Raw genomic sequence first — 18,927 nt, 5'->3', positions numbered from 1 at the left:
GCTTCGGTGCATCCCGGGATTTCTTTGGTTCAGGAAGCTGTTCCTGCTTCACGCCGCCACGGCGTCCTGCGTCAAAGGCAGAGTGAAGGAGACGGTGGTGCCCTGGCCGGGAACGGAGTCGATCATCATGGCGCCGCCCTGCATTTCGATCAGGGACCGGGCGATGGCGAGGCCGAGGCCCGAGCCCTTGTGCGTCTTGGTGAACTGGTTCTCCACTTGGACGAAAGGCTTGGCGAGGCGTTCCACATCCGACTTGCGGATGCCGATGCCTGTGTCCGTGACTTCGATCCGGGCAAATCCGTCCGCAGTCGTGGCCTTGAGGCGCACCTCGCCGTGGTCCGGCGTGAATTTGATGCCGTTGGACAGGAGGTTCAGCAGCACCTGCTTGAAGGCGCGGCGGTCGGCGGTGATGTCTAGCCCGTCCTCGACTTCACAGGTGACCTCGATGTTCTTCTCCTGTGCCGGGGCGCGGATGATGCGCACGGCTTCCTCGATCACCGACTGGGCATCGAAGGGCGTTATGCTCATGTCCATGCGGCCAGCCTCGATCTTCGACATGTCGAGGATGTCGTTGATCACGTTGAGCAGGTAGGTGCCGCTTTCGTAGATGTCGCGGCAGTATTCTGCATAGCGCTCCGAGCCGATGGGGCCGAACATGGCCTTGTCCATGATGTCGGAGAAACCGATGATGGCGTTCAGCGGCGTGCGCAGTTCATGTGAGATATTGGCAAGGAACTCGGACTTGGCACGGTTGGCGTTCTCCGCGTTGGTCTTTTCCTGGGCGTATTTGTCGGCCAGTTCCACCAGCTGCTGCGCCTGCATTTCCAGCGTCTGGCGCGACTTGCGCAGGTCCGAAACGGTGGCCATCAGGCGGCGCTCACTCTCCATCAGCCGCTCTTCCTGCCGCTTCAGCGGGGTAATGTCCGTACCCACAGACACGAAACCGCCGTCCTTGGTGCGCCGCTCGGAGATCTGCAGCCAGCGGCCGTCATCCAGCTGCGCTTCATATGCGGTATTGCTGCCCGGTATCAGCGTGGAGGGCAGGGAGGGCACGGTCTTGATGTGCGAGTTGCGCGCCGCTGCCATGACGGTTGTGTAGGGCGTACCGGGGCGCACCACCGTATCGGGCAGATTATGCAGCGACTGGTAGTTCGAGTTGCAGATCACCAGCTCGTTGTCCGAGTTCCACAGCACGAAGGCTTCGGAGATCGTCTCGATGGCGTCGCGCAGGCGCAGGTCGGCGGTGCGGCCCTGCTCGGCAAGCTGATGCTGCTCGGTCACGTCGATGCAGATGCCGATCAGATGCGGCTCATGGCGGCCCGGCTCGGTCTGGACTTCACCGCGGGCCCGCAGCCACACCCAAGAGCCATTGGCATGGCGCATGCGGAACATGCGGTCCACAGTCGTCTCGCCATCCGCCAGCAGGCTTTCGGCCAGAGCGTAAAGGTTGATGTCTTCCGGGTGCGTCAGGTCGGAAATCTCGGCAAAGCCAAGGATATCGTCCTTCGGCTCGCGGCCCAGCAAGTGGTAGAGCGAGGCAGACCAGAAGATCCGTCCGCGCGACAGGTCCCAGTCGAACAGGCCGCAACGGCCATGGGTGAGGGCCGTATCGATGCGGCTGCGGGTGGCGGCGTAGATTTCGTCTGCCTGCTCGGCGCGGGTGGCCTGCGCGAAGAAGCCGTAGATCATCACCAGCAGAACCGTCGATGTGCCGACGAAGAGGGTGACGTTGGTCGAAACATCCGAGCGCCATCCGGCGAAAAGCTGATGTTCCGGCTGCATCACGGCAACCATGCCCAGCCGGCCGGCCAGATGATGCACGGTGGCCAAGGCGGCCTCGTCGCTGCCCTTGTTGATCGTGAGCACACCGGCGCGGGCGCCGAACACCGTCAGCGGCTGCGAAGGGCCGAACAGGTCAGCAATCATCGTGCCTTCCAGCTCCGGACGCATCGGGGAGGAGGCAACGATCTGGCCTTCCGGATCGGTCAGCAGGATCTGGCGGCCTTCGCTGGTGGCACCTGCCGGCAGGGCGTCGGCCAGCACGCGCTGCAGCGCGGTCCGGTAGCCCACTTCCGGCATGGCGCTTTCCTCACTGACGAGCCGCGACGACAGGACCGAGGCGATCAGCGCGATCTTGTCGCGCGCCTGCTGCTCGGTCTCCTGATAGGCGAATGTCAGCTCCAGCACGCGGTAGAGCGCAAGGCTGGCGATAAAGACGAGGCAAAGCGCCGGGATCAGGCGGCGGAACAGGGGTTCGGTCCGCAGCAGCCGCTGATAGGTCGGCTGAGCCAGAAGCCGGATGTGCCCGGTCAGAGAATTCGTGGCCTTGTTAGAGCCTGTAATTTGGGCAAGGCGTCGCATGGACGCGCTGCCGGCAAAAGCCCGCGCCATCGGCAAGGTCCCGATTGTGATGAATTTCGTTGATCCGGTAATTGGTTACGTCCGAATCAACTGCATTTGAATCCAGCTTTAACAGTTTGTCCAGATGCAAAATGAAAAAAATGGTTAACGCCAGAGGCTTGGCAAAACCTCTGGCGTTAACATTTCCCGGTGTGGTTTTTCTGCCGCTCAGGCGAGGCAGCGTTCCACGATGTCGCGGCAATCACGAGACAGATCCGGCTGCGCCGCGATGGACTTCAGCGCCGCTTCAGCAAGAGCCGCCCGGTCCGGCTCATAGGCCTTCCACGAGCGGAACACCGTCAAGAGCCTTGCGGCCACTTGCGGGTTCTTCGGGTCCAGCCGCTTGATTGCCTCGGCGGCAAAGATGAATCCGGCCCCGTCCGCTCTTGCAAATTGCGACTGGTTCCCGGTGGCAAAGGCGCCGATCAGCGCGCGCACCCGGTTGGGGTTGAACCAGTCGAAGGCGGGATGGTGGGTGAGGCTGTCGGTGGTGGTCAGCGCGGAAGGATGCGGCCGCGTGGCTTGCACGGTGAACCATTTGTCCATTGCCAGCGCATGGCCTCCGTGCCGGGCCTCGAAACTGAGCAGCGCCTCTTCGGCAACCGGCAGCCCTTCGTGAACGGCGGCCGTCAGGGCCGCCAGACGGTCGGTCATGTTGCCAGCGCTCCGCACGGCACGGGCCACAAGTTCCGGCGTCTCCGGCAGCCCGGAAGCCGCGGCATAGCTCAGGCACAGGCCTTTCAGGGCGCGCTGCCCGGCGCTGGCTGCATCCGGGCGGAAGGGGCCGCCGTCATCCAGTCTGACCACCATGTCCGCAAGAAGTGCCCCGTGCTGACGGCCGATGGCCTGACGCAAGGTCTTGCGTGCGGCAAGGATTGCGTCGGTGTCCACGTTGCTGCCGATGTCGCGGGCAAGGTCTGCCTCGCCCGGCAGGGTCAGGATCTGCGCCCGGAAGGCATGGTCCAGGTCCTCGTTGCCCAGAACGTCTCCCAGCGCATTCACCAGAGCCATGTCGCAGGCGAGCGTTCCGCCCCGGCGGGCCTCTTCGTAAAGCCGCATCAGTTCGCGCGTTGCCAGATCCTGCCCGGCCTGCCAGCGGTTGAAGGGATCGCTGTCCTTGCGCAGCATCATCAGCAGATCGGCCGGTGTCAGTCCCGACTCCAGCTTCACCGGCGCTGAGAAGCCGCGCAGCAGCGAGGGCAGGGGCTTTTCGAAGATACCTTCAAAAGTGAAGCTCTGCCGCCGTTCCGTCAGAACCAGCACGCCTTCCGGGCCGCCATCCCGACGCTCAAGCGGCAGATCCCTGCCATCGGGGCCGATGAGGCCGAAGCTGACCGGAATTTCGAAGGCATAGCACCCGGCATCCTGCGCCGCCTTGGAGAGTTCCTGCGTGAAGGTCAGGGTCAGGCGCCCGGCTGCCGCATCATGATGAACGTCTGCCTGCAGGCGCGGCGTGCCGGGATGATCGTACCAGCGGGCAAATTGCGTCAGATCCCGGCCTGAAGCCCCGGCGAAGCAGGCGATGAACTCCTCGATGGTTGCCGCCGTCCCGTCATGCCGTTCCACATAAAGGTCAAATCCCTTGCGGAACGCCTCAGCCCCCAGCAGGGTCTTGAGCATGCGGATGATCTCTGCACCCTTTTCATAGACCGTGGCCGTGTAGAAGTTATTGATTTCCTTGTAGGCGCGCGGCCGCACGGGGTGGGCGAGGGGGCCGGCATCCTCGGGAAACTGATGCGAGCGCAGCAGCCGCACATCGGCGATGCGCTTCACCGGGCGCGAGCGCATGTCCGAGCTGAATTCCTGATCCCGGAACACGGTCAGCCCTTCCTTGAGGCACAGCTGGAACCAGTCGCGGCAGGTGATGCGGTTGCCGGTCCAGTTGTGGAAATATTCGTGCGCGATCACGGCTTCCACGTGGGCATAGTCCTGGTCGGTCGCCGTTTCCTCATCGGCCAGAACGTATTTGTCGTTGAAGATATTGAGGCCCTTGTTCTCCATCGCGCCCATGTTGAAATCGGACACAGCAACGATGTTGAAGACATCAAGGTCATATTCGAGGCCAAAGACCTCCTCGTCCCAGATCATGGAACGGCGCAGGCTGTCCATGGCCCAGCCGCACATGTGCTCCTTGCCGGGCTCAACATAGATGCCCAGTTCCACTACGCGGCCCGATCGGGTGGTGAAGCTCTCCGTGAGCCGGGCGAGCTTGCCCGCAACCAGCGCAAACAGATAGGCGGGCTTGGGGTGCGGGTCATGCCACACCGCATAGTGACGGCCGGTGCCTTCGATCCGCCCGTGCTCCACCGGGTTGCCGTTGCCCAGCAGCACCGGTGCCTCGGCCTCATTGGCTTCGATCCGGGTGGTGTAGATGCTCAGCACATCCGGCCGGTCGAGGAAATAGGTGATGCGGCGGAAGCCTTCGGCCTCGCACTGGGTACAGTAGGTGCCCGACGACCGGTAGAGCCCCATCAGCGTGCTGTTGGCCTCCGGGTTGAGGCAGGTCACGAATGTGAGGGTGAAGGGCGCCTGCGGCGTCTGCTTCAGTTCAAAACGGCTGGGTGAAGCCTCGTAGCTGTCCTTGTCCAGAGGCTCGCCATTCAGATGCACCTCCAGTAGAGCGAGCCCGTCACCGTCCAGAACGAGGGCGCTGCGATTCTGGCTGGTAGGCTCGATCTCCAGTGTGGCTGTTATGCGCGTGTCATGCGGCGCCAGATGCACATCCAGCGAAATGCGGGGAATCCCGAACTCGGGCGCCCGGTAGTCTTCGAGGCGTATGATGGCGTTTTCCTGCGATGACATGGGGCACTCCTGAAGGCTGGCTGGATGCCTGTTCAAACAGACCCGGCGGCTGCTTGCAACCCCGTGGAAAAGCGAAGTCCCTGCTGGCAGCTAGTTTGCATCCGTCAGGCCGCAGATTGTGGTGATTGCACCCGTGCGCCCAAGGCGCTACGCAGGGTCCGGCAATCGTTGATGAGGAGATTCCATCGTGGGCGCACCGCTCGAAGGTCTCAAGGTACTGGAACTTGCGCGCATTCTGGCAGGCCCCTGGGCTGGGCAGACGCTGGCAGACCTCGGCGCGGATGTGATCAAGGTGGAAAGTCCCGCCGGCGACGACACCCGCACGTGGGGGCCTCCCTTCCTGACCGGCGCGGATGGCGAGCCGTCCGATGCGGCCTATTACCATGCCTGCAACCGCGGCAAACGCTCCATCACAGCGGATTTTACCACGGCGGAAGGGCAGGCGCTGGTGCGCCGCCTTGCGCAGGATGCGGACATTCTCATCGAGAATTTCAAGGTCGGCGGCCTCGTGAAATACGGGCTGGACTATGACAGCCTGAAAGCGGTCAACCCGCGGCTGATCTATTGCTCCATCACTGGCTTCGGTCAGGATGGGCCCTATGCCCACCGGGCCGGCTATGACTTCATGATCCAGGGCACTGGCGGGCTCATGGATCTCACGGGAGACCGGGACGGCGAACCGCAGAAGGTTGGCGTTGCCATTGCCGACATCTTCACCGGCGTTTACGGCGTCATCGGCATTCTGGCAGCGCTCCGCCGCCGCGACATGACCGGTGAGGGCGAGCATGTGGACATGGCGCTTCTGGACACGCAGGTGGCGGTGCTGGCCAATCAGGCGGAGAATTACTTCATCTCCGGCAAGGCGCCGCGCCGCCTGGGCAATGCCCATCCCAACATCGTGCCCTATCAGGTGTTCCCATCCAGCGACGGGCACCTGATCATCGCCTGCGGCAATGATGGCCAGTTCCAGCGTCTGTGCGGCATCCTCGGCTGCCCGCAGTTTGCCACAGATCCGGCTTATGCCACCAACGCAGGCCGCGTTGCCGGGCGCGATGTGCTGGTGCCGCAGCTGGCGGATCTCACGGCCCGGTTCACGCGGGATGATCTTCTGGCAGCGCTTGAGACGGCAGGCGTTCCCGCCGGTCCGATCAACACGGTCGCTGATGTCTTTGACGACCCTCAGGTTCTGCACCGCCAGCTCAAGGTGGACCTTCCGGCAACCCATGTTGCCGCCGGCTCCGTGCCTTCGGTGCGCACGCCCATCCGCTTCCGCAACGCGGAGCTGTCCCTTAAAACGGCCGCTCCGGGCCTTGGCGAGCATACAGCCTCTGTCCTTGCCGAAATCGGCTGGGAGAAGGGCGAATAGGACCTTCACATTTGCATTGCCCGGCAAAGCGGGACAAGGATGTAAGGGCAGCTGAGAGCGGGGCAGGTGCCGCAGCTATTTGGAGGACGATGCGGAATTGAACATCTTCCGGATTTTCGGCGGCAGGCGGCGCAACTTTGCCCTGACCCGCATCGTGAGCTTCAGCTTCGGGCTTTTGATAGCCTCAGGCATGGCGCTGGTGCTCTTTATGTCCGTGAAGGCCAATTTCGAGAACACGTTCTCCTTGCTCAACGACAAGGCAATCCTGACCATCCAGAGCATGGAGCGGCAGGTTCGTGGCCATCTGGATCAGGTCGAGGATGCCGCCGTCGCGCTCAAACGGCTCTTTGACGAGGGCAGGATGAAGCCGGAGGCAAGCGAGCAGACGCTGGCTGACCTCAGCGCCGCTGCGGCTGCCAACGGCCGCCTCTCCGTGATCGTGATCCGGGATCTGCGCGGCAACAGTTTCGGTATTTTCAAGGCGGATAATGGTAAGCTCTGGCCGTTCAAGGAAGCAGCCGACGTGCCTGGGCGCACGCCGGACAGTCTGCCGCGGCTGGAGCCCTCGTCCCGCCCGGTCTGGGGCCCGCTGGTCACGCATCCCACCGGTGTTTACGCCAATGTGACGGTTCCTCTGCTCCGTGATGGCCAGACTGTCGCCTATTTGACGGCGGCAACGTCGCTTGCCAGCATCGGCGAAGCCGTGAGGGCTTTGGATGAAGGGCCGGACACGACAACGTTCGTGCTCACCTCCGGCGGCGACGTCCTGGTGCATTCCGACCAGCATCTGCTGATCACCGGCACAGCCCCGGCCACTGCGCCTCCCGCCAGTCTTGAAGATTTCGGCGATCCGGTTCTCTCAGGTATCGCCACGGGGCGGCGTTACGCGACCTTCCAGCGTGCCGCGGATCTGGGTATCGAAGTGATTGGCATCAACGCAGCTGCTCAGGAGTTCATTCTGATGCGGGTGCCGGTTTCCGGCTACAGTCCGGAACCCTGGATCATCGGGCAGTATTTCCGCGCCACTTCCGTCTCGCGTGAGATCCAGCGCGTTTCCGGTTCCGCGCTTGTGGGAGTGGCGGCCATCGTCATCGGCGTCCTGATCGCGGTCTGGCTTGGCCGCCGCGTCGCCCGGCCCTTGCGGCTTCTGGCGGCCCAGTCCGAACATGTGGGCCGTCTCGCTCTGGATGAGGTCACCCCGCTGCCGCGCAGCCGCGTCAAGGAAGTCGATCAGGTGGCGCTGGCCTTCAATGCCATGGTCATCGGCCTCAAGGCCATGAACACCTATGTGCCCCGTTCCCTGTTCCGCAAGCTGATGCGGATCGGTCTTGACCAGGCCGCTCTTGCCCGTGAAGCGGAACTGAGCATCCTCTTCACCGACATCATGGGCTTCACGTCCCTGTCCGAGAGCCTGACAGCCTCGGAAACGGCAGCGATGCTGAATGAGCATTTTGCCATTCTGGTTGCGGCCGTGGAGGAGGAGGGCGGCACGGTCGACAAGTTCATCGGTGATGGCATGATGGCCTTCTGGGGTGCCCCGGATGCGCGGGAGGATCACGCTCTGGCTGCCGCCCGCACCGCCCAGAAGATCGGTCAGGCAATCATTGTCCAGAACCGGCAGCGGCGCGAACAGGGGCTTACGCCCGTCCGTGTGCGCGTCGGTCTGCATTCCGGGCCGGTCGTGGTTGGCAATGTCGGGGCGCTGGACCGGTGGAACTACACGATCGTGGGCGATGCCGTGAATGTCTGCGAGCGGCTGCAGTCTCTGGGGCGTGAGTTTGCCGGTGAGGAGGATGTCATCATCCTTGTCAGTGGCGAGACGGTCTGTCAGCTCCCGCAGGATGCGTGTGTGCAGAGGGTCGGACAGCAGCAGCTGCGCGGGCGCAGCGGCGACATCGAGGTGTGGAGGCTCGATGTGCATGGCAAGGCCCTGTCTGCCATGCCCGCCAAAGACGCCTCCGCTGCGGAATAAGGTCCCGTCAGCACTGCATTTCTCCGGATCATCAACGCCTGTCTCTTGCCGCCGGGTATTCTGTGCGGATAGGCTGAACATGTGATGGCTGTCACGGAAGCGGCATGACTTCCCTATACCGTTATGCCCACAGGAATTACGGGGGAGAGCATGCCAGGCGGCAGGCGGCCTTCGTGTGGAGCAACTGTCTCTTGGGGGAGGGACACCAGAGTGAATGTACTCTCGATCAACGGCCTGACCGTTGATTTCCATACGGACGAAGGCGTCTCGCGCGCCGTCGACGGAATTTCTTTCGCCATTCCCCAGAACAAGACAGTTGCCCTGGTGGGCGAGTCCGGTTCCGGCAAGACTGTCGTATCCCAGACGATCATGGGCCTGCTGCCCGCATCGGCCCACGTTTCGTCCGGTGAAGTGGTGTTGAGCGATCCCACCGGCAAGACCCCGCCGGTGAATATTGCAGCGCTCGACCGCAAGGGCCCGCAGATGCGGCACTTGCGCGGCAACCGGGTGGCCATCATCTTCCAGGAGCCGATGACCTCGCTTTCGCCGCTGCACACCATCGGCGATCAGATCGGCGAGGCGGCACGGCTGCACCGAAATTGCGGGGCGGGCGAGGCGCGGGAGCTGACGCGCGAGATGCTGCGTCTCGTGTATTTCCCGGACCCCGCCCGCGCGCTCGACAACTACCCCTTCGAGCTGTCCGGCGGCCTGCGCCAGCGCGCCATGATTGCCATGGCCCTGATCTGCCGCCCGGCGCTGCTGATCGCCGATGAGCCGACGACGGCCCTCGATGTGACGATCCAGGCCGAAATCCTCAAGCTCATCAAGGAAGTGCAGTCCGAGCTGCAGATGTCCGTACTGATGATCACCCATGACTTCGGCGTCGTCGCCAACATGGCGGACGAGGTGGTGGTGATCTATCATGGGCGCATCATGGAAAAGGGCACGGCCAGCCAGCTGTTTTCCGCGCCGGGCCACCCCTATCTCAAGGCGCTGCTTCATGCCGTACCGCGCTTTCATATGGACAAGGCCGAGCGGCTGGAGCCGATCCGCCCGATCAAGGTGGACACATCCGGTATCCGCAGAACCGCATGTGCGGCCTCTGACCTGCCGGCCGGCAAGCCCCTGATCGAGATCAAGGGTGTTTCCAAGGATTTTACCATCCGCAAGGGCAGCCTGTTTTCGGGCAAGCCGCGCACGGTGAAGGCGCTCGACGATATCAACCTGACGGTCCGCAAGGGCGAGTGCCTGGGCATCGTCGGCGAGTCCGGCTCTGGCAAGACCACCCTCGCCAAGGCGATCCTGCGGGCCATTCCGGTGTCCGGCGGCTCGATCATCTATCACGGCGGCAAGACACCGGCCAATGTGGCGGAACTCTGCGGCGCCGAACTGCTCGACTACCGCCGCCGGGCTCAGTTCATCTTCCAGGATCCGTTCTCCTCGCTCAACCCGCGCATGACGGTGAACGAGATCCTCAGCGAGCCGCTGCAGATCCACAAGATCGGCACGCCGAAGGAACAGGCCGAGCGGGTGCGCGAGCTGATCCAGCTTATCGGCCTCGATCCGCGCCATCTGCGCCGCTATCCCCATTCCTTCTCCGGTGGCCAGCGCCAGCGCATCGGCATCGCCCGCGCCCTGGCACTCGGACCGGAGTTCATCCTCTGCGACGAGCCAACCTCTGCGCTTGATGTGTCCGTGCAGGCGCAGGTTCTGAACCTGCTGCAGGATCTCAAGGCCGATCTCGGCCTCACCTATCTCTTCGTCAGCCACAATCTCGCGGTCGTTGACTACATCGCCGACCGCATCGCCGTCATGTGCCGCGGGCGGCTGGTGGAGCTGGGCCGGACGAGGGACGTCATATCCAATCCGCAGCATCCCTATACGCGCGCCCTTCTGGCTGCCGTGCCGGAGCCGGATCTGAATTGTCCGCTGGATTTTGCCGCTCTCGGTGCCCAGCGGGCATCCGATCCCTCGGAATGGCCGGAGCCCTACCGGCTTGGCGCTGGCATGGCGCCCACGCTGGTGGAAGTGGCGCCGGAACATCTGGTCTGCGCCCCGGGCCTTGCCGCTGGCGGCGCCCTGGAGGAGACCGCAGCATGAAAGGGCATTTTCTTGCCGCAGGCAGGCTGTTTGCCACGGCCTGCCTTGTCGCCGCCGCGCTTCTGTCTCCGGCATCCGCGCTGGTGCTGAAGGAAACGGAAGGCCTTGAAAAGCTCGGCTTCATCAATCCGCCGCCGGTCAGCGAGCGCGTGCCGCAAGAGCCGCTGATCGTGGATCTGGAGGCCAAGGGCCGCAAGACCGGCGTGCCGGGCGGCGATATCAACACTCTCATCGGCCGGGCCCGTGATGTGCGCCTGATCAATGTCTGGGGCTATGCACGGCTTGTCGGCTACAATGCGGATCTGGAGCTTGTTCCCGATATTCTCAAGGATGTCGAGGTGGTGGACGGGCGCATCTTCACGCTGCATCTGCGCAAGGGGCACAAGTGGTCCAACGGCCAGCCCTTCACCTCCGAGGATTTCCGCTACTTCTTCGAGGATGTGATCACCAATCCGGAGCTGACGCCGGCAGGCCTGCCGCCCTTCCTGCTGGCGGGCGGCAAGGGGCCAGTGTTCGAGGTTCTGGACGAGACAACCGTCCGTTACAGCTGGGACAGCCCCAATCCGCTGTTCCTGCCGGAATTGGCACTGTCCCGCCCGCCGTTCATCTACCGCCCGGCCCATTACCTGAAGCAGTATCATGCCCGCTATGGCGATCCGGCCATCATCGAACGGGCGGCGCAGGCCCAGAAAGTACGCTCCTGGGGGGCGCTGCATAACAAGCTGGATGACATGTACAATGCCGGCAATCCGGATCTGCCCACGCTGCAGCCCTGGGTCCGGATCACGGCAGAGAGCGACCAGCGGTTCGTTCTGGTGCGCAATCCCTATTACCACCGGGTGGACAGCACCGGCCAGCAACTGCCCTATGTGGACCGGGTGATCATGACAGTGGCCGACGGCAAGCTGATCCCGGCCAAGACCCAGGCTGGTGAAGTCAATCTTCAGGCCCGTAATCTCTCCTTTGCCGATATCACCGTACTGAAGAAGGGCGAAAAAAACCAAGGCTACAAGACGCTTCTCTGGCCGATTTCCAAGGGTGCGGAGATTGCCATTCTGCCGAACCTGACGGTGAAAGACCCGGTGTGGCGCACGCTTCTTCGCGACACCCGCTTCCGCCATGCCCTGTCTCTGGGCATCGACCGGGAAATGATCAACCGGGTGCTCTATTTCGGCCTTGCCGTGCCGGGCAATGACACGGTCATCGACATCAGCCCGCTCTACAGGGACGAATACCGCACCCGCTGGTCGGACTTTGATCCGGACAAGGCCAATGCCCTGCTGGACGAGATGGGCCTGACCAAGCGGCGCGGCGATGGCATCCGCCTGCTGCCCGATGGCCGCCCGCTGGAAATCATCGTGGAGACCTCCGGCGAGAGTCAGACTGAATCCGATGCGCTGGAGCTGGTGGGCGAAACCTGGCGCGATATCGGCGTGAAGCTGTTCGTCAAGCCAAGTCAGCGCGACACGATGCGCGACAGGGCCATTTCCGGCGATCTCGTCATGGCGGTCTGGTCCGGCCTCGACAATGGCATCCCGACATCGGAAATGCCGCCCACCGAGCTTGTGCCCTCCCGTGTCGACTGGCTGTCCTGGCCGTCCTGGGGGGATTTCTACGAAACCGGCGGCAAGAGCGGTGAAAAGCCTGACTGGGAGCCTGCCGTCAAGCTGATGCAGCTTTACGACGCCTGGCTCACCTCCATCTCGCCGGAACAGCGCGAACAGATCTGGCACCAGATTCTCCAGATCCACGCAGACGAGACCATCCGCATCGGCCTCGTCTCGCAGGTGCGCCAGCCGGTGGTGGTGAAGGGTGTCGAAAACGTGCCGGAGGAAGCCATCTACGGCTGGGACCCCGGTTCCCAGTTCGGGCTTCACCGCATGGACGAATTCTGGCTGTCCGGTCAGCGTTGAGGGGGCGTGAGAGAGAATGACTGTCCTGTTGTTTGAGCAGGTGTGCGCCATCCGCGCCGGGCAGAGAGAGGGGCTCTGATGTTTGTCTATATCCTGCGCCGGATCCTGACGATGATCCCGACGCTCTTTGTCATCAGCCTGCTGATCTTCTTCATCATCGAGCTGCCGGCGGGGGATTACATCTCCAACCAGATCGCCATGCTGCGCTCCACCGGCGAGGCGTCCTCCATTGCAAAGCTGGAATTCCTGCGCGCCGAATTTGCCATGGACCGGCCATTCTTCGAGCGCTATCTCATCTGGATCGGTGCCTGGTCCGGTCCCCACGGCTTTGACGGCTTGCTCCAGGGCAACTGGGGCTGGTCCTTCGAGTTTGAAAAGCCGGTGTCCGAAGTGGTGGGGCCGGCCCTGCCGCTGACCCTGATCCTGAATGCCGCCACCATCCTCTTCGTCTATGTCGTTTCCTTCCCCATCGGCATCTACTCGGCAACACGGCAATATTCCTGGGGGGATTACGGCTTCACCCTGCTGGGTTATCTTGGCCTTGCGACCCCGAATTTCCTGCTGGGCCTGATCCTGCTCTATTTCTTCAATCAATGGTTCGGCCTGTCGATCGGCGGCCTGATGGACCCGCAGTACATCGGCCAGCCGTGGAGCATGGACAAGGCCATGTCCGTCATGGCGCATCTGATCGTGCCGACCATCGTCATCGGCACCTCCGGCACGGCCGCGATGATCCGCCGCCTCAGGGCCAACCTGCTGGACGAACTGCACAAGCAATATGTCACTACAGCCCGTGCCAAGGGCCTCAGCGAGGGCAAGGCACTGGTGAAATATCCGCTGCGCATGGCGCTCAACCCCTTCATCTCCGACATCGGCAACCTGATTCCCTCGCTCGTCTCCGGCTCGGTCATCGTCTCTGTGGTGCTCAATCTGCCCACCGTCGGGCCGGTGCTTCTGTCGGCGCTGCAGTCGCAGGACCAGTTCCTGGCCGGCTTCATCCTGCTCTTCGTTGCCATGCTGACCCTGCTGGGCATGCTGGTGTCCGATCTTCTTCTGGCGGTTCTTGATCCGCGCATCCGTCTGGGCGGGAGGGCCGGGGCATGAGTGCAACCGATCGTGACGAGGGGCATTTCGTTGACGATGCGCCCTTCAATCCGCGCGAAACCAAGGCCCTGACGCCGGAGCAGGAACGCTATTTCCAGGCCTCCCAGTGGCAGATCATGTGGTGGAAGTTCCGCCGCCGCAAACTCGCCCTGTGGTCCGGCGTCATTTTGCTGCTGTTCTATCTCTGCGTGCCCTTCGCCGAGGTGATTGCTCCCTACAAGCCGTCGGAGCGAGATTCCCAGCATCTCTATGCGCCGCCGCAGATCGTGCGTTTCTTCCATGAGGGCAGCCTGACCACGCCCTTCGTCTATGACCTGAAGGCCGAGGTCGACATGGAGAACCTGCGCTGGGTCTATACGGAGGACCGCAGCACACCGAAACATCTGCGCTTCTTCTGCCGTGGCAGCACCTATGAGTTCTGGGGGCTGTTCGACGCCAGCTTCCGTCTGGTCTGTGCCCCCACTGATGGAACTTTCTATCTTCTGGGAACCGACCGCCTCGGCCGCGACCAGTTCTCCGGTCTCGTCTATGGCGCAAGGCTGTCGCTGACGGTTGGCCTCGCCGGCGTTGCCATCTCTATAGTGCTCGGGCTCTTCTTCGGCGGCATGGCCGGCTATTTCGGCGGGCTCATCGACAGCGCCATCCAGCGCCTCATCGAGATCATGCGCTCCCTGCCGGAACTTCCGCTGTGGATGGCGCTCTCCGCTGCCCTGCCGGTGACGTGGAACCCGGTCTGGATCTATTTCGGCATCACCATCATTCTGGGCCTGCTCGACTGGCCGGGCCTTGCCCGTGCGGTGCGCTCCAAGCTCCTGTCCCTGCGCGAGGAGGAATATGCACAGGCGGCCTTGTTGATGGGGGCAAAGCCGTCCCGCGTCATCCGCAAGCATCTGCTGCCGGGCTTCACCAGCCACATCATCGCCTCGGCAACCCTGTCCATTCCGGGCATGATCCTGGGGGAAACGGCGCTATCCTTCCTCAATCTGGGCCTGCGCCGCCCGGCCGTCTCCTGGGGCGTGCTGCTCAACGAGGCGCAGAACATCTCGGTGGTGACGGTCTATCCCTGGCTGATGGCGCCGATCATCCCGATCATCATTGTCGTCCTCGCGTTCAATTTCCTGGGAGATGGTTTGCGCGACGCCGCCGACCCCTATAAGTGAAGCCATGCGAGAATGAGCGCTTCCGGCGCTTCAGGAGAATACAGGGCGTGATGCACCTGCATGCCGGCGCCCTGGCACAGGAGTTTTGACATGTCGAAGAATGCCACCACCGCCGAAGGCTGGGACGAGGAATACGAGGCCGGCCGCTGGGCCTTCCTGCGTGATCTTCCAGAAAGCGGGCGCTACGGCATCATCGGCATGTGGCTGCTGCTGAACAAGGCCTTTGACCGGGTGCTGGATATCGGTTGCGGCGAAGGCCTTCTCTATGAGCGCCTCGCTCCGCTCGGGCTCAAGCACTACACCGGCGTGGATCTGGCCCCGCGTGCGCTGGAAATCGCCAATGTGGACCCGTCCATCGCCTCGCTGCAGGCGGCCGACATGCACAGCTTCACACCGGGCGAGGGCGAACACTACAGCGCCGTTGTCTTCAACGAGGTGCTGCATTTCGCCGATGATCCGGCAGCCGTCGTTTCCCGCTACGTGCCCTTCCTGGCGGAGGACGGGGTGATTGCCCTGTCGATGTATTCCCCGAAGCGGCCCGAGTCCGGTGCGAACAAGCTCATCGCCCGCCTCTGGGAAGCGACGGATGATGCCAGCCGCTGGCAGGTGCTGGATGACTACCGGCTGGTCTCGGACAAGAAGGGCGTCACCTGGCGTCTGCGCCTGATCAAGCCGGTGCGCTGAGCCCGGATTCTTCCGCCTCCCGACGCCGCAGGACGGCGTCGAGATCCGGGGCGGAAGCCACCAGCAGTTTCGTATAGGGATGGGATGGCTCGGTCAGCACGGCTGCGGTCTTCCCTTCCTCGACAGCTACCCCCCCGTTCATCACCACCACCCGGTCGGTGATTGCGCGCACCACCGTCAGGTCGTGCGAGATGAAGAGATAACTCAGGCCCAGCCGGTCCTGCAGGCTGGCAAAAAGATCGAGCACCTGCGCCCGTATCGACACATCCAGCGCCGATACGGGCTCATCTGCGATGATCAGCTTTGGCTCCGTCACCAGAGCCCGGGCGATGCCGATGCGCTGGCGCTGCCCGCCGGAAAACTCATGCGGGTATTTCTTCCCGTCCTCGGGCGTGAGTCCAACGGACACCAGCGCATCCGCCACCCGCCGCCGCTTCTGTGCGGGCTTCAGCTCCGGATAAAGATGCAGCGGCTCGGCAATCGCCTGTTCCATCGTCTGGCGAGGATCGAAGCTGCCGTAGGGGTCCTGAAACACCACCTGCACCTTGCGCCGCAGCGCCCGCATGGCCTCACCGCGCACCTCGTGCGGCGCCTCGCCGTCAATCAGGATCGTGCCGCCGGACGGTTTCTGCAGGCCGAGAATGGTCCGCGCCAATGTGGACTTGCCGCAGCCGGATTCGCCCACCAGCCCGACGCTTTCCCCTTCCGCAACTTCCAGGCTGACACCATCGACCGCCCTGAGCCGTCCTCCGCGTCCGGTCAGGCGGGAGAGAAATCCTGCGCCGGGGACGGGATAATCAACCGTCAGCCGGTCCACCTTCAAGAGCGGCGTGGCCGCTGTCTGCTTGCGGCCGGCGGCAGCCGGGCTGGCCGCAATGCGCTTCGGCATATGGCTGGAGGCCGCCAGCAGGCGGCGGGAGTAGGGGGCATTGAAACCGCGCAACAGCTGGCGGGTGGGGCCTTCTTCCACCAGTTCCCCGTCCTTCATGATGGCGATACGGGCGGCCATGTCGGCCACCGCGGCCAGGTCATGGCTGATCAGCAGCAGCGCGATCTTCTCGCGGCCGACGATCTCCTTCAGCAGATCGAGGATCTGCGCCTGAACGGTTACATCGAGGGCCGTTGTCGGCTCATCGGCAATCAGCAGCTTCGGGCGGCAGGCAATGGCCATGGCGATGACCACGCGCTGGCGCTGCCCGCCTGACAGTTCATGCGGAAACCGGTCCGGCGAGACGCGGGCGCGCGTGAGGCCCACCCGGTCCAGCAGCAGGGAGGCTTCCCGCGCTGCCTCCGCGCGGCTCGCCTTGCCATGCACGGTAAGACTCTCCGCCACCTGCGCACCGATGGTCTTCACCGGGTTCAGTGCCGTCATCGGCTCCTGAAACACCATGGAGACGAGATTGCCGCGCAAGGCGCACATGGCGGCTTCGCTCTTGGCCGTCAGTTCATCTCCATCCAGCCGGATGGAGCCGGAGAGCCTTGCCCGGTGCGGCAGCAGGCGCAGAATCGAGAGCGCCGTCAGCGACTTGCCCGATCCGCTTTCCCCCACCAGCCCCAGCACTTCGCCCGCATGGATTTCGAGGCTGAGATCGCGGATGATCTGCCGGGAACCGATGTCCAGCGACAGGTTGTTGATGGTCAGCAGCGGCGCGCTCATGGGCGCCCCCGCAGTTTCGGGTCGGTCAGGTCGCGCAGGCCATCCCCCAGCAGGTTGAGCCCCATCACCGTCAGCACGATGGCAAGGCCGGGGTAAAGCGCCAGTTGCGGCGCAAAGGCCATCATCGTCTGCGCCTCGTTCAGCATCCGCCCCCAGCTCGTCAGCGGCGGCTGGGCGCCGAGGCCGATGTAGGAGAGCGAGGCTTCGGCAAGGATGCCGAGCGAGAACTGGATGGTCGCCTGCACGATCAGCAGGTTGGCGATGTTCGGCAGCACATGTTCCACCGTCACCCGCACCTCGCCCTTTCCCGCCACCCGCGCCGCCATCAGATATTCGCGCGAGGAGAGGGCCAGCGCCGCGCCGCGTGCCACGCGGGCAAAGACGGGGATGTTGAACAGGCCGATGGCAAGAACCGCATTGAAGGCGCCGGGACCGGCCAGCGCCGTGATCAGTACGGCGGACAGCAAGGCGGGGAACGCGAACACCAGATCGTTGAAGCGCATGATTGCTTCGTCCATCAGCCCCCGCCGGTTCGCGGCCCACAGCCCCAGCGGAATGCCGGTCGCCATGCCGATGCCCACCGCCACCAGCGCCACGGCAATCGAGGTGCGTGCGCCCACCATGAGCATGGAGAGCACATCCCTGCCATAGTGGTCAGTTCCCAGCCAATAGGTAAGGCTGGGGCCCTGCAGCTTGGCGGATACCTTGAAGGTGGCAATGTCATGCGGCGTCCACACCAATGACAGCAGGGCCGCGCCGAGGAACAGCAGCGTCAGCGCAAAGCCAAGTGCGAAGGAAAAATGCCGTCTGCTCACGCCGCCCTCCGCCGCAGCCGCGGATCCGCCAGCGCATAGGCTGCATCCACGAGGAAGGTCACGAAGATGACGAAGCCGACCATCAGCACCACGACGCTTTTGACGACGATCAGATCGCGCTGGGTGATGGCCTGGAAGATCAGCCGCCCGAGCCCCGGCAGATAGAAGACGTTTTCGATGATGATCGTGCCCGTCACCAGAAACGACAGTTGCAGGCCAAGGATCGTCAGGACGGGGATCATCGCATTGCGCAGCGCATGGCCCCACAGCGCCGCACGTTCCGTCAGCCCCTTGGCACGGGCGGTGCGGATGTAGTCCTCATGCAGCGTATCGACCAGCGCCGAGCGCATGATGCGGGCAAGGATGGCTGCCTGCGGCAGGGCGAGCGCCACAGCCGGCATGATCAGCGCGGCCAGCGCAGCGCCGATGCCCTTGTCCCAGCCCGGAAAACCGCCGGAGGGCAGCAGCCGCAGGCTGACGGCAAAGACATAGACCATCAGCATGGCGAACCAGAAATTCGGCACCGCCACGCCCACCTGCGTCAGCGCCATGATGCCAGTGTCTGCCGCCCGGCCCCTGCGGCTCGCCGCCAACACCCCGGCGGGGATGGCAATCACGATGGTCAGCAGCAGCGCGATGAGGGCCAGCGGCAAGGTGACGGGCAGCCGCGCGGCCACCAGATCGCGCACGGGCACCGAGTAGGTGTAGCTGACGCCCAGATCCCCTTGCAGAAGGCCTGCAATCCAGAGCAGAAACCGTTCCGCCGCCGGGCGGCCGAGCCCCATCTGGTTGCGCAGCGCCTCCAGCGTGTCGGGCCGCGCCTCCACGCCAAGCATCAGCTGGGCCGGGTCGCCGGGGATGACTTCCAGGATCAGGAACACCGCCAGCGCCGCCGCCAGCAGCGTCAGGCACAGGCTCACGAACCGGCGCAGCAGGAAGCCGGTCATGCGGCCA

Annotated in this window: 12 protein-coding genes; 7 read left to right on the top strand and 5 right to left on the bottom strand. The window is 63.7% G+C overall.

All coding sequences use genetic code 11. The features are described from left to right. Positions 1-48: 48 nt before the first annotated feature. Together ASC48_RS10260 and pepN are read right to left on the bottom strand one after the other, a co-directional pair. Positions 49-2,361 (bottom strand): ATP-binding protein, encoded by a 2,313-nt coding sequence (locus ASC48_RS10260; RefSeq protein ID WP_244270040.1) that lies wholly within the window; start codon positions 2,359-2,361, stop codon positions 49-51. A gap of 207 nt (positions 2,362-2,568) precedes the next feature. Next, the gene (gene pepN, locus ASC48_RS10255) at positions 2,569-5,202 is read right to left on the bottom strand and encodes an aminopeptidase N (protein WP_055455658.1); all 2,634 of its coding nucleotides are present in this window, start codon (positions 5,200-5,202) and stop codon (positions 2,569-2,571) included. Positions 5,203-5,389: 187 nt separating this feature from the next. Here pepN and ASC48_RS10250 point away from each other — a divergent pair, with 187 nt between their 5' ends. The 7 genes from ASC48_RS10250 to ASC48_RS10220 all read left to right on the top strand — a co-directional run bounded on the left by ASC48_RS10250 (position 5,390) and on the right by ASC48_RS10220 (position 15,501). Continuing rightward, complete coding sequence (locus ASC48_RS10250; protein WP_055455657.1) at positions 5,390-6,568, top strand: CaiB/BaiF CoA transferase family protein; 1,179 nt, start codon at positions 5,390-5,392, stop codon at positions 6,566-6,568. 97 nt (positions 6,569-6,665) lie between these two features. Further along, a complete protein-coding gene (locus tag ASC48_RS10245; protein ID WP_208975646.1) occupies positions 6,666-8,540 on the top strand; it encodes an adenylate/guanylate cyclase domain-containing protein in 1,875 nt (624 codons plus the stop codon). Positions 8,541-8,750: 210 nt separating this feature from the next. Next, positions 8,751-10,640 carry an ABC transporter ATP-binding protein gene (locus ASC48_RS10240; protein ID WP_055455655.1) on the top strand — a complete coding sequence of 630 codons (1,890 nt, stop codon included), beginning with the start codon at positions 8,751-8,753 and terminating at the stop codon, positions 10,638-10,640. Further along, positions 10,637-12,553, top strand: coding sequence for an ABC transporter substrate-binding protein (locus tag ASC48_RS10235; protein WP_055455654.1), 1,917 nt, complete (start codon positions 10,637-10,639; stop codon positions 12,551-12,553). Before ASC48_RS10240 ends, ASC48_RS10235 begins: the two co-directional genes overlap by 4 nt. A gap of 78 nt (positions 12,554-12,631) precedes the next feature. Beyond that, on the top strand, positions 12,632-13,657 hold the full coding sequence (locus ASC48_RS10230) for an ABC transporter permease (RefSeq protein ID WP_055455653.1): 1,026 nt from the start codon (positions 12,632-12,634) through the stop codon (positions 13,655-13,657). After that, the gene (locus ASC48_RS10225; RefSeq protein WP_055455652.1) at positions 13,654-14,817 is read left to right on the top strand and encodes an ABC transporter permease; all 1,164 of its coding nucleotides are present in this window, start codon (positions 13,654-13,656) and stop codon (positions 14,815-14,817) included. The genes ASC48_RS10230 and ASC48_RS10225 overlap by 4 nt, the downstream gene beginning before the upstream one ends. A 90-nt stretch (positions 14,818-14,907) precedes the next feature. Next, the gene (locus ASC48_RS10220; protein ID WP_055455651.1) at positions 14,908-15,501 is read left to right on the top strand and encodes a class I SAM-dependent methyltransferase; all 594 of its coding nucleotides are present in this window, start codon (positions 14,908-14,910) and stop codon (positions 15,499-15,501) included. On the opposite strand, the gene ASC48_RS10215 is transcribed toward ASC48_RS10220, so the two are convergent. From ASC48_RS10215 to ASC48_RS10205, 3 genes are read right to left on the bottom strand one after another with little or no spacing between them, the layout of a single operon-like run. Then, positions 15,485-17,158, bottom strand: coding sequence for an ABC transporter ATP-binding protein (locus ASC48_RS10215; protein WP_055455650.1), 1,674 nt, complete (start codon positions 17,156-17,158; stop codon positions 15,485-15,487). The two genes, ASC48_RS10220 and ASC48_RS10215, sit on opposite strands and share 17 nt — an antisense overlap. Further along, positions 17,155-17,973 (bottom strand): ABC transporter permease, encoded by an 819-nt coding sequence (locus ASC48_RS10210; protein WP_055455649.1) that lies wholly within the window; start codon positions 17,971-17,973, stop codon positions 17,155-17,157. Before ASC48_RS10210 ends, ASC48_RS10215 begins: the two co-directional genes overlap by 4 nt. After that, a complete protein-coding gene (locus ASC48_RS10205) occupies positions 17,970-18,920 on the bottom strand; it encodes an ABC transporter permease (RefSeq protein ID WP_055455648.1) in 951 nt (316 codons plus the stop codon). The genes ASC48_RS10210 and ASC48_RS10205 overlap by 4 nt, the downstream gene beginning before the upstream one ends. Between the last annotated feature and the right edge of the window lie 7 nt (positions 18,921-18,927).

It is taken from the genome of Pannonibacter indicus, from assembly GCF_001418225.1.
Taxonomy (GTDB): domain Bacteria; phylum Pseudomonadota; class Alphaproteobacteria; order Rhizobiales; family Stappiaceae; genus Pannonibacter; species Pannonibacter indicus.
Note: the sequence above shows the minus strand (reverse complement) of the source record. Positions and strands in the feature narration are given on the sequence as shown.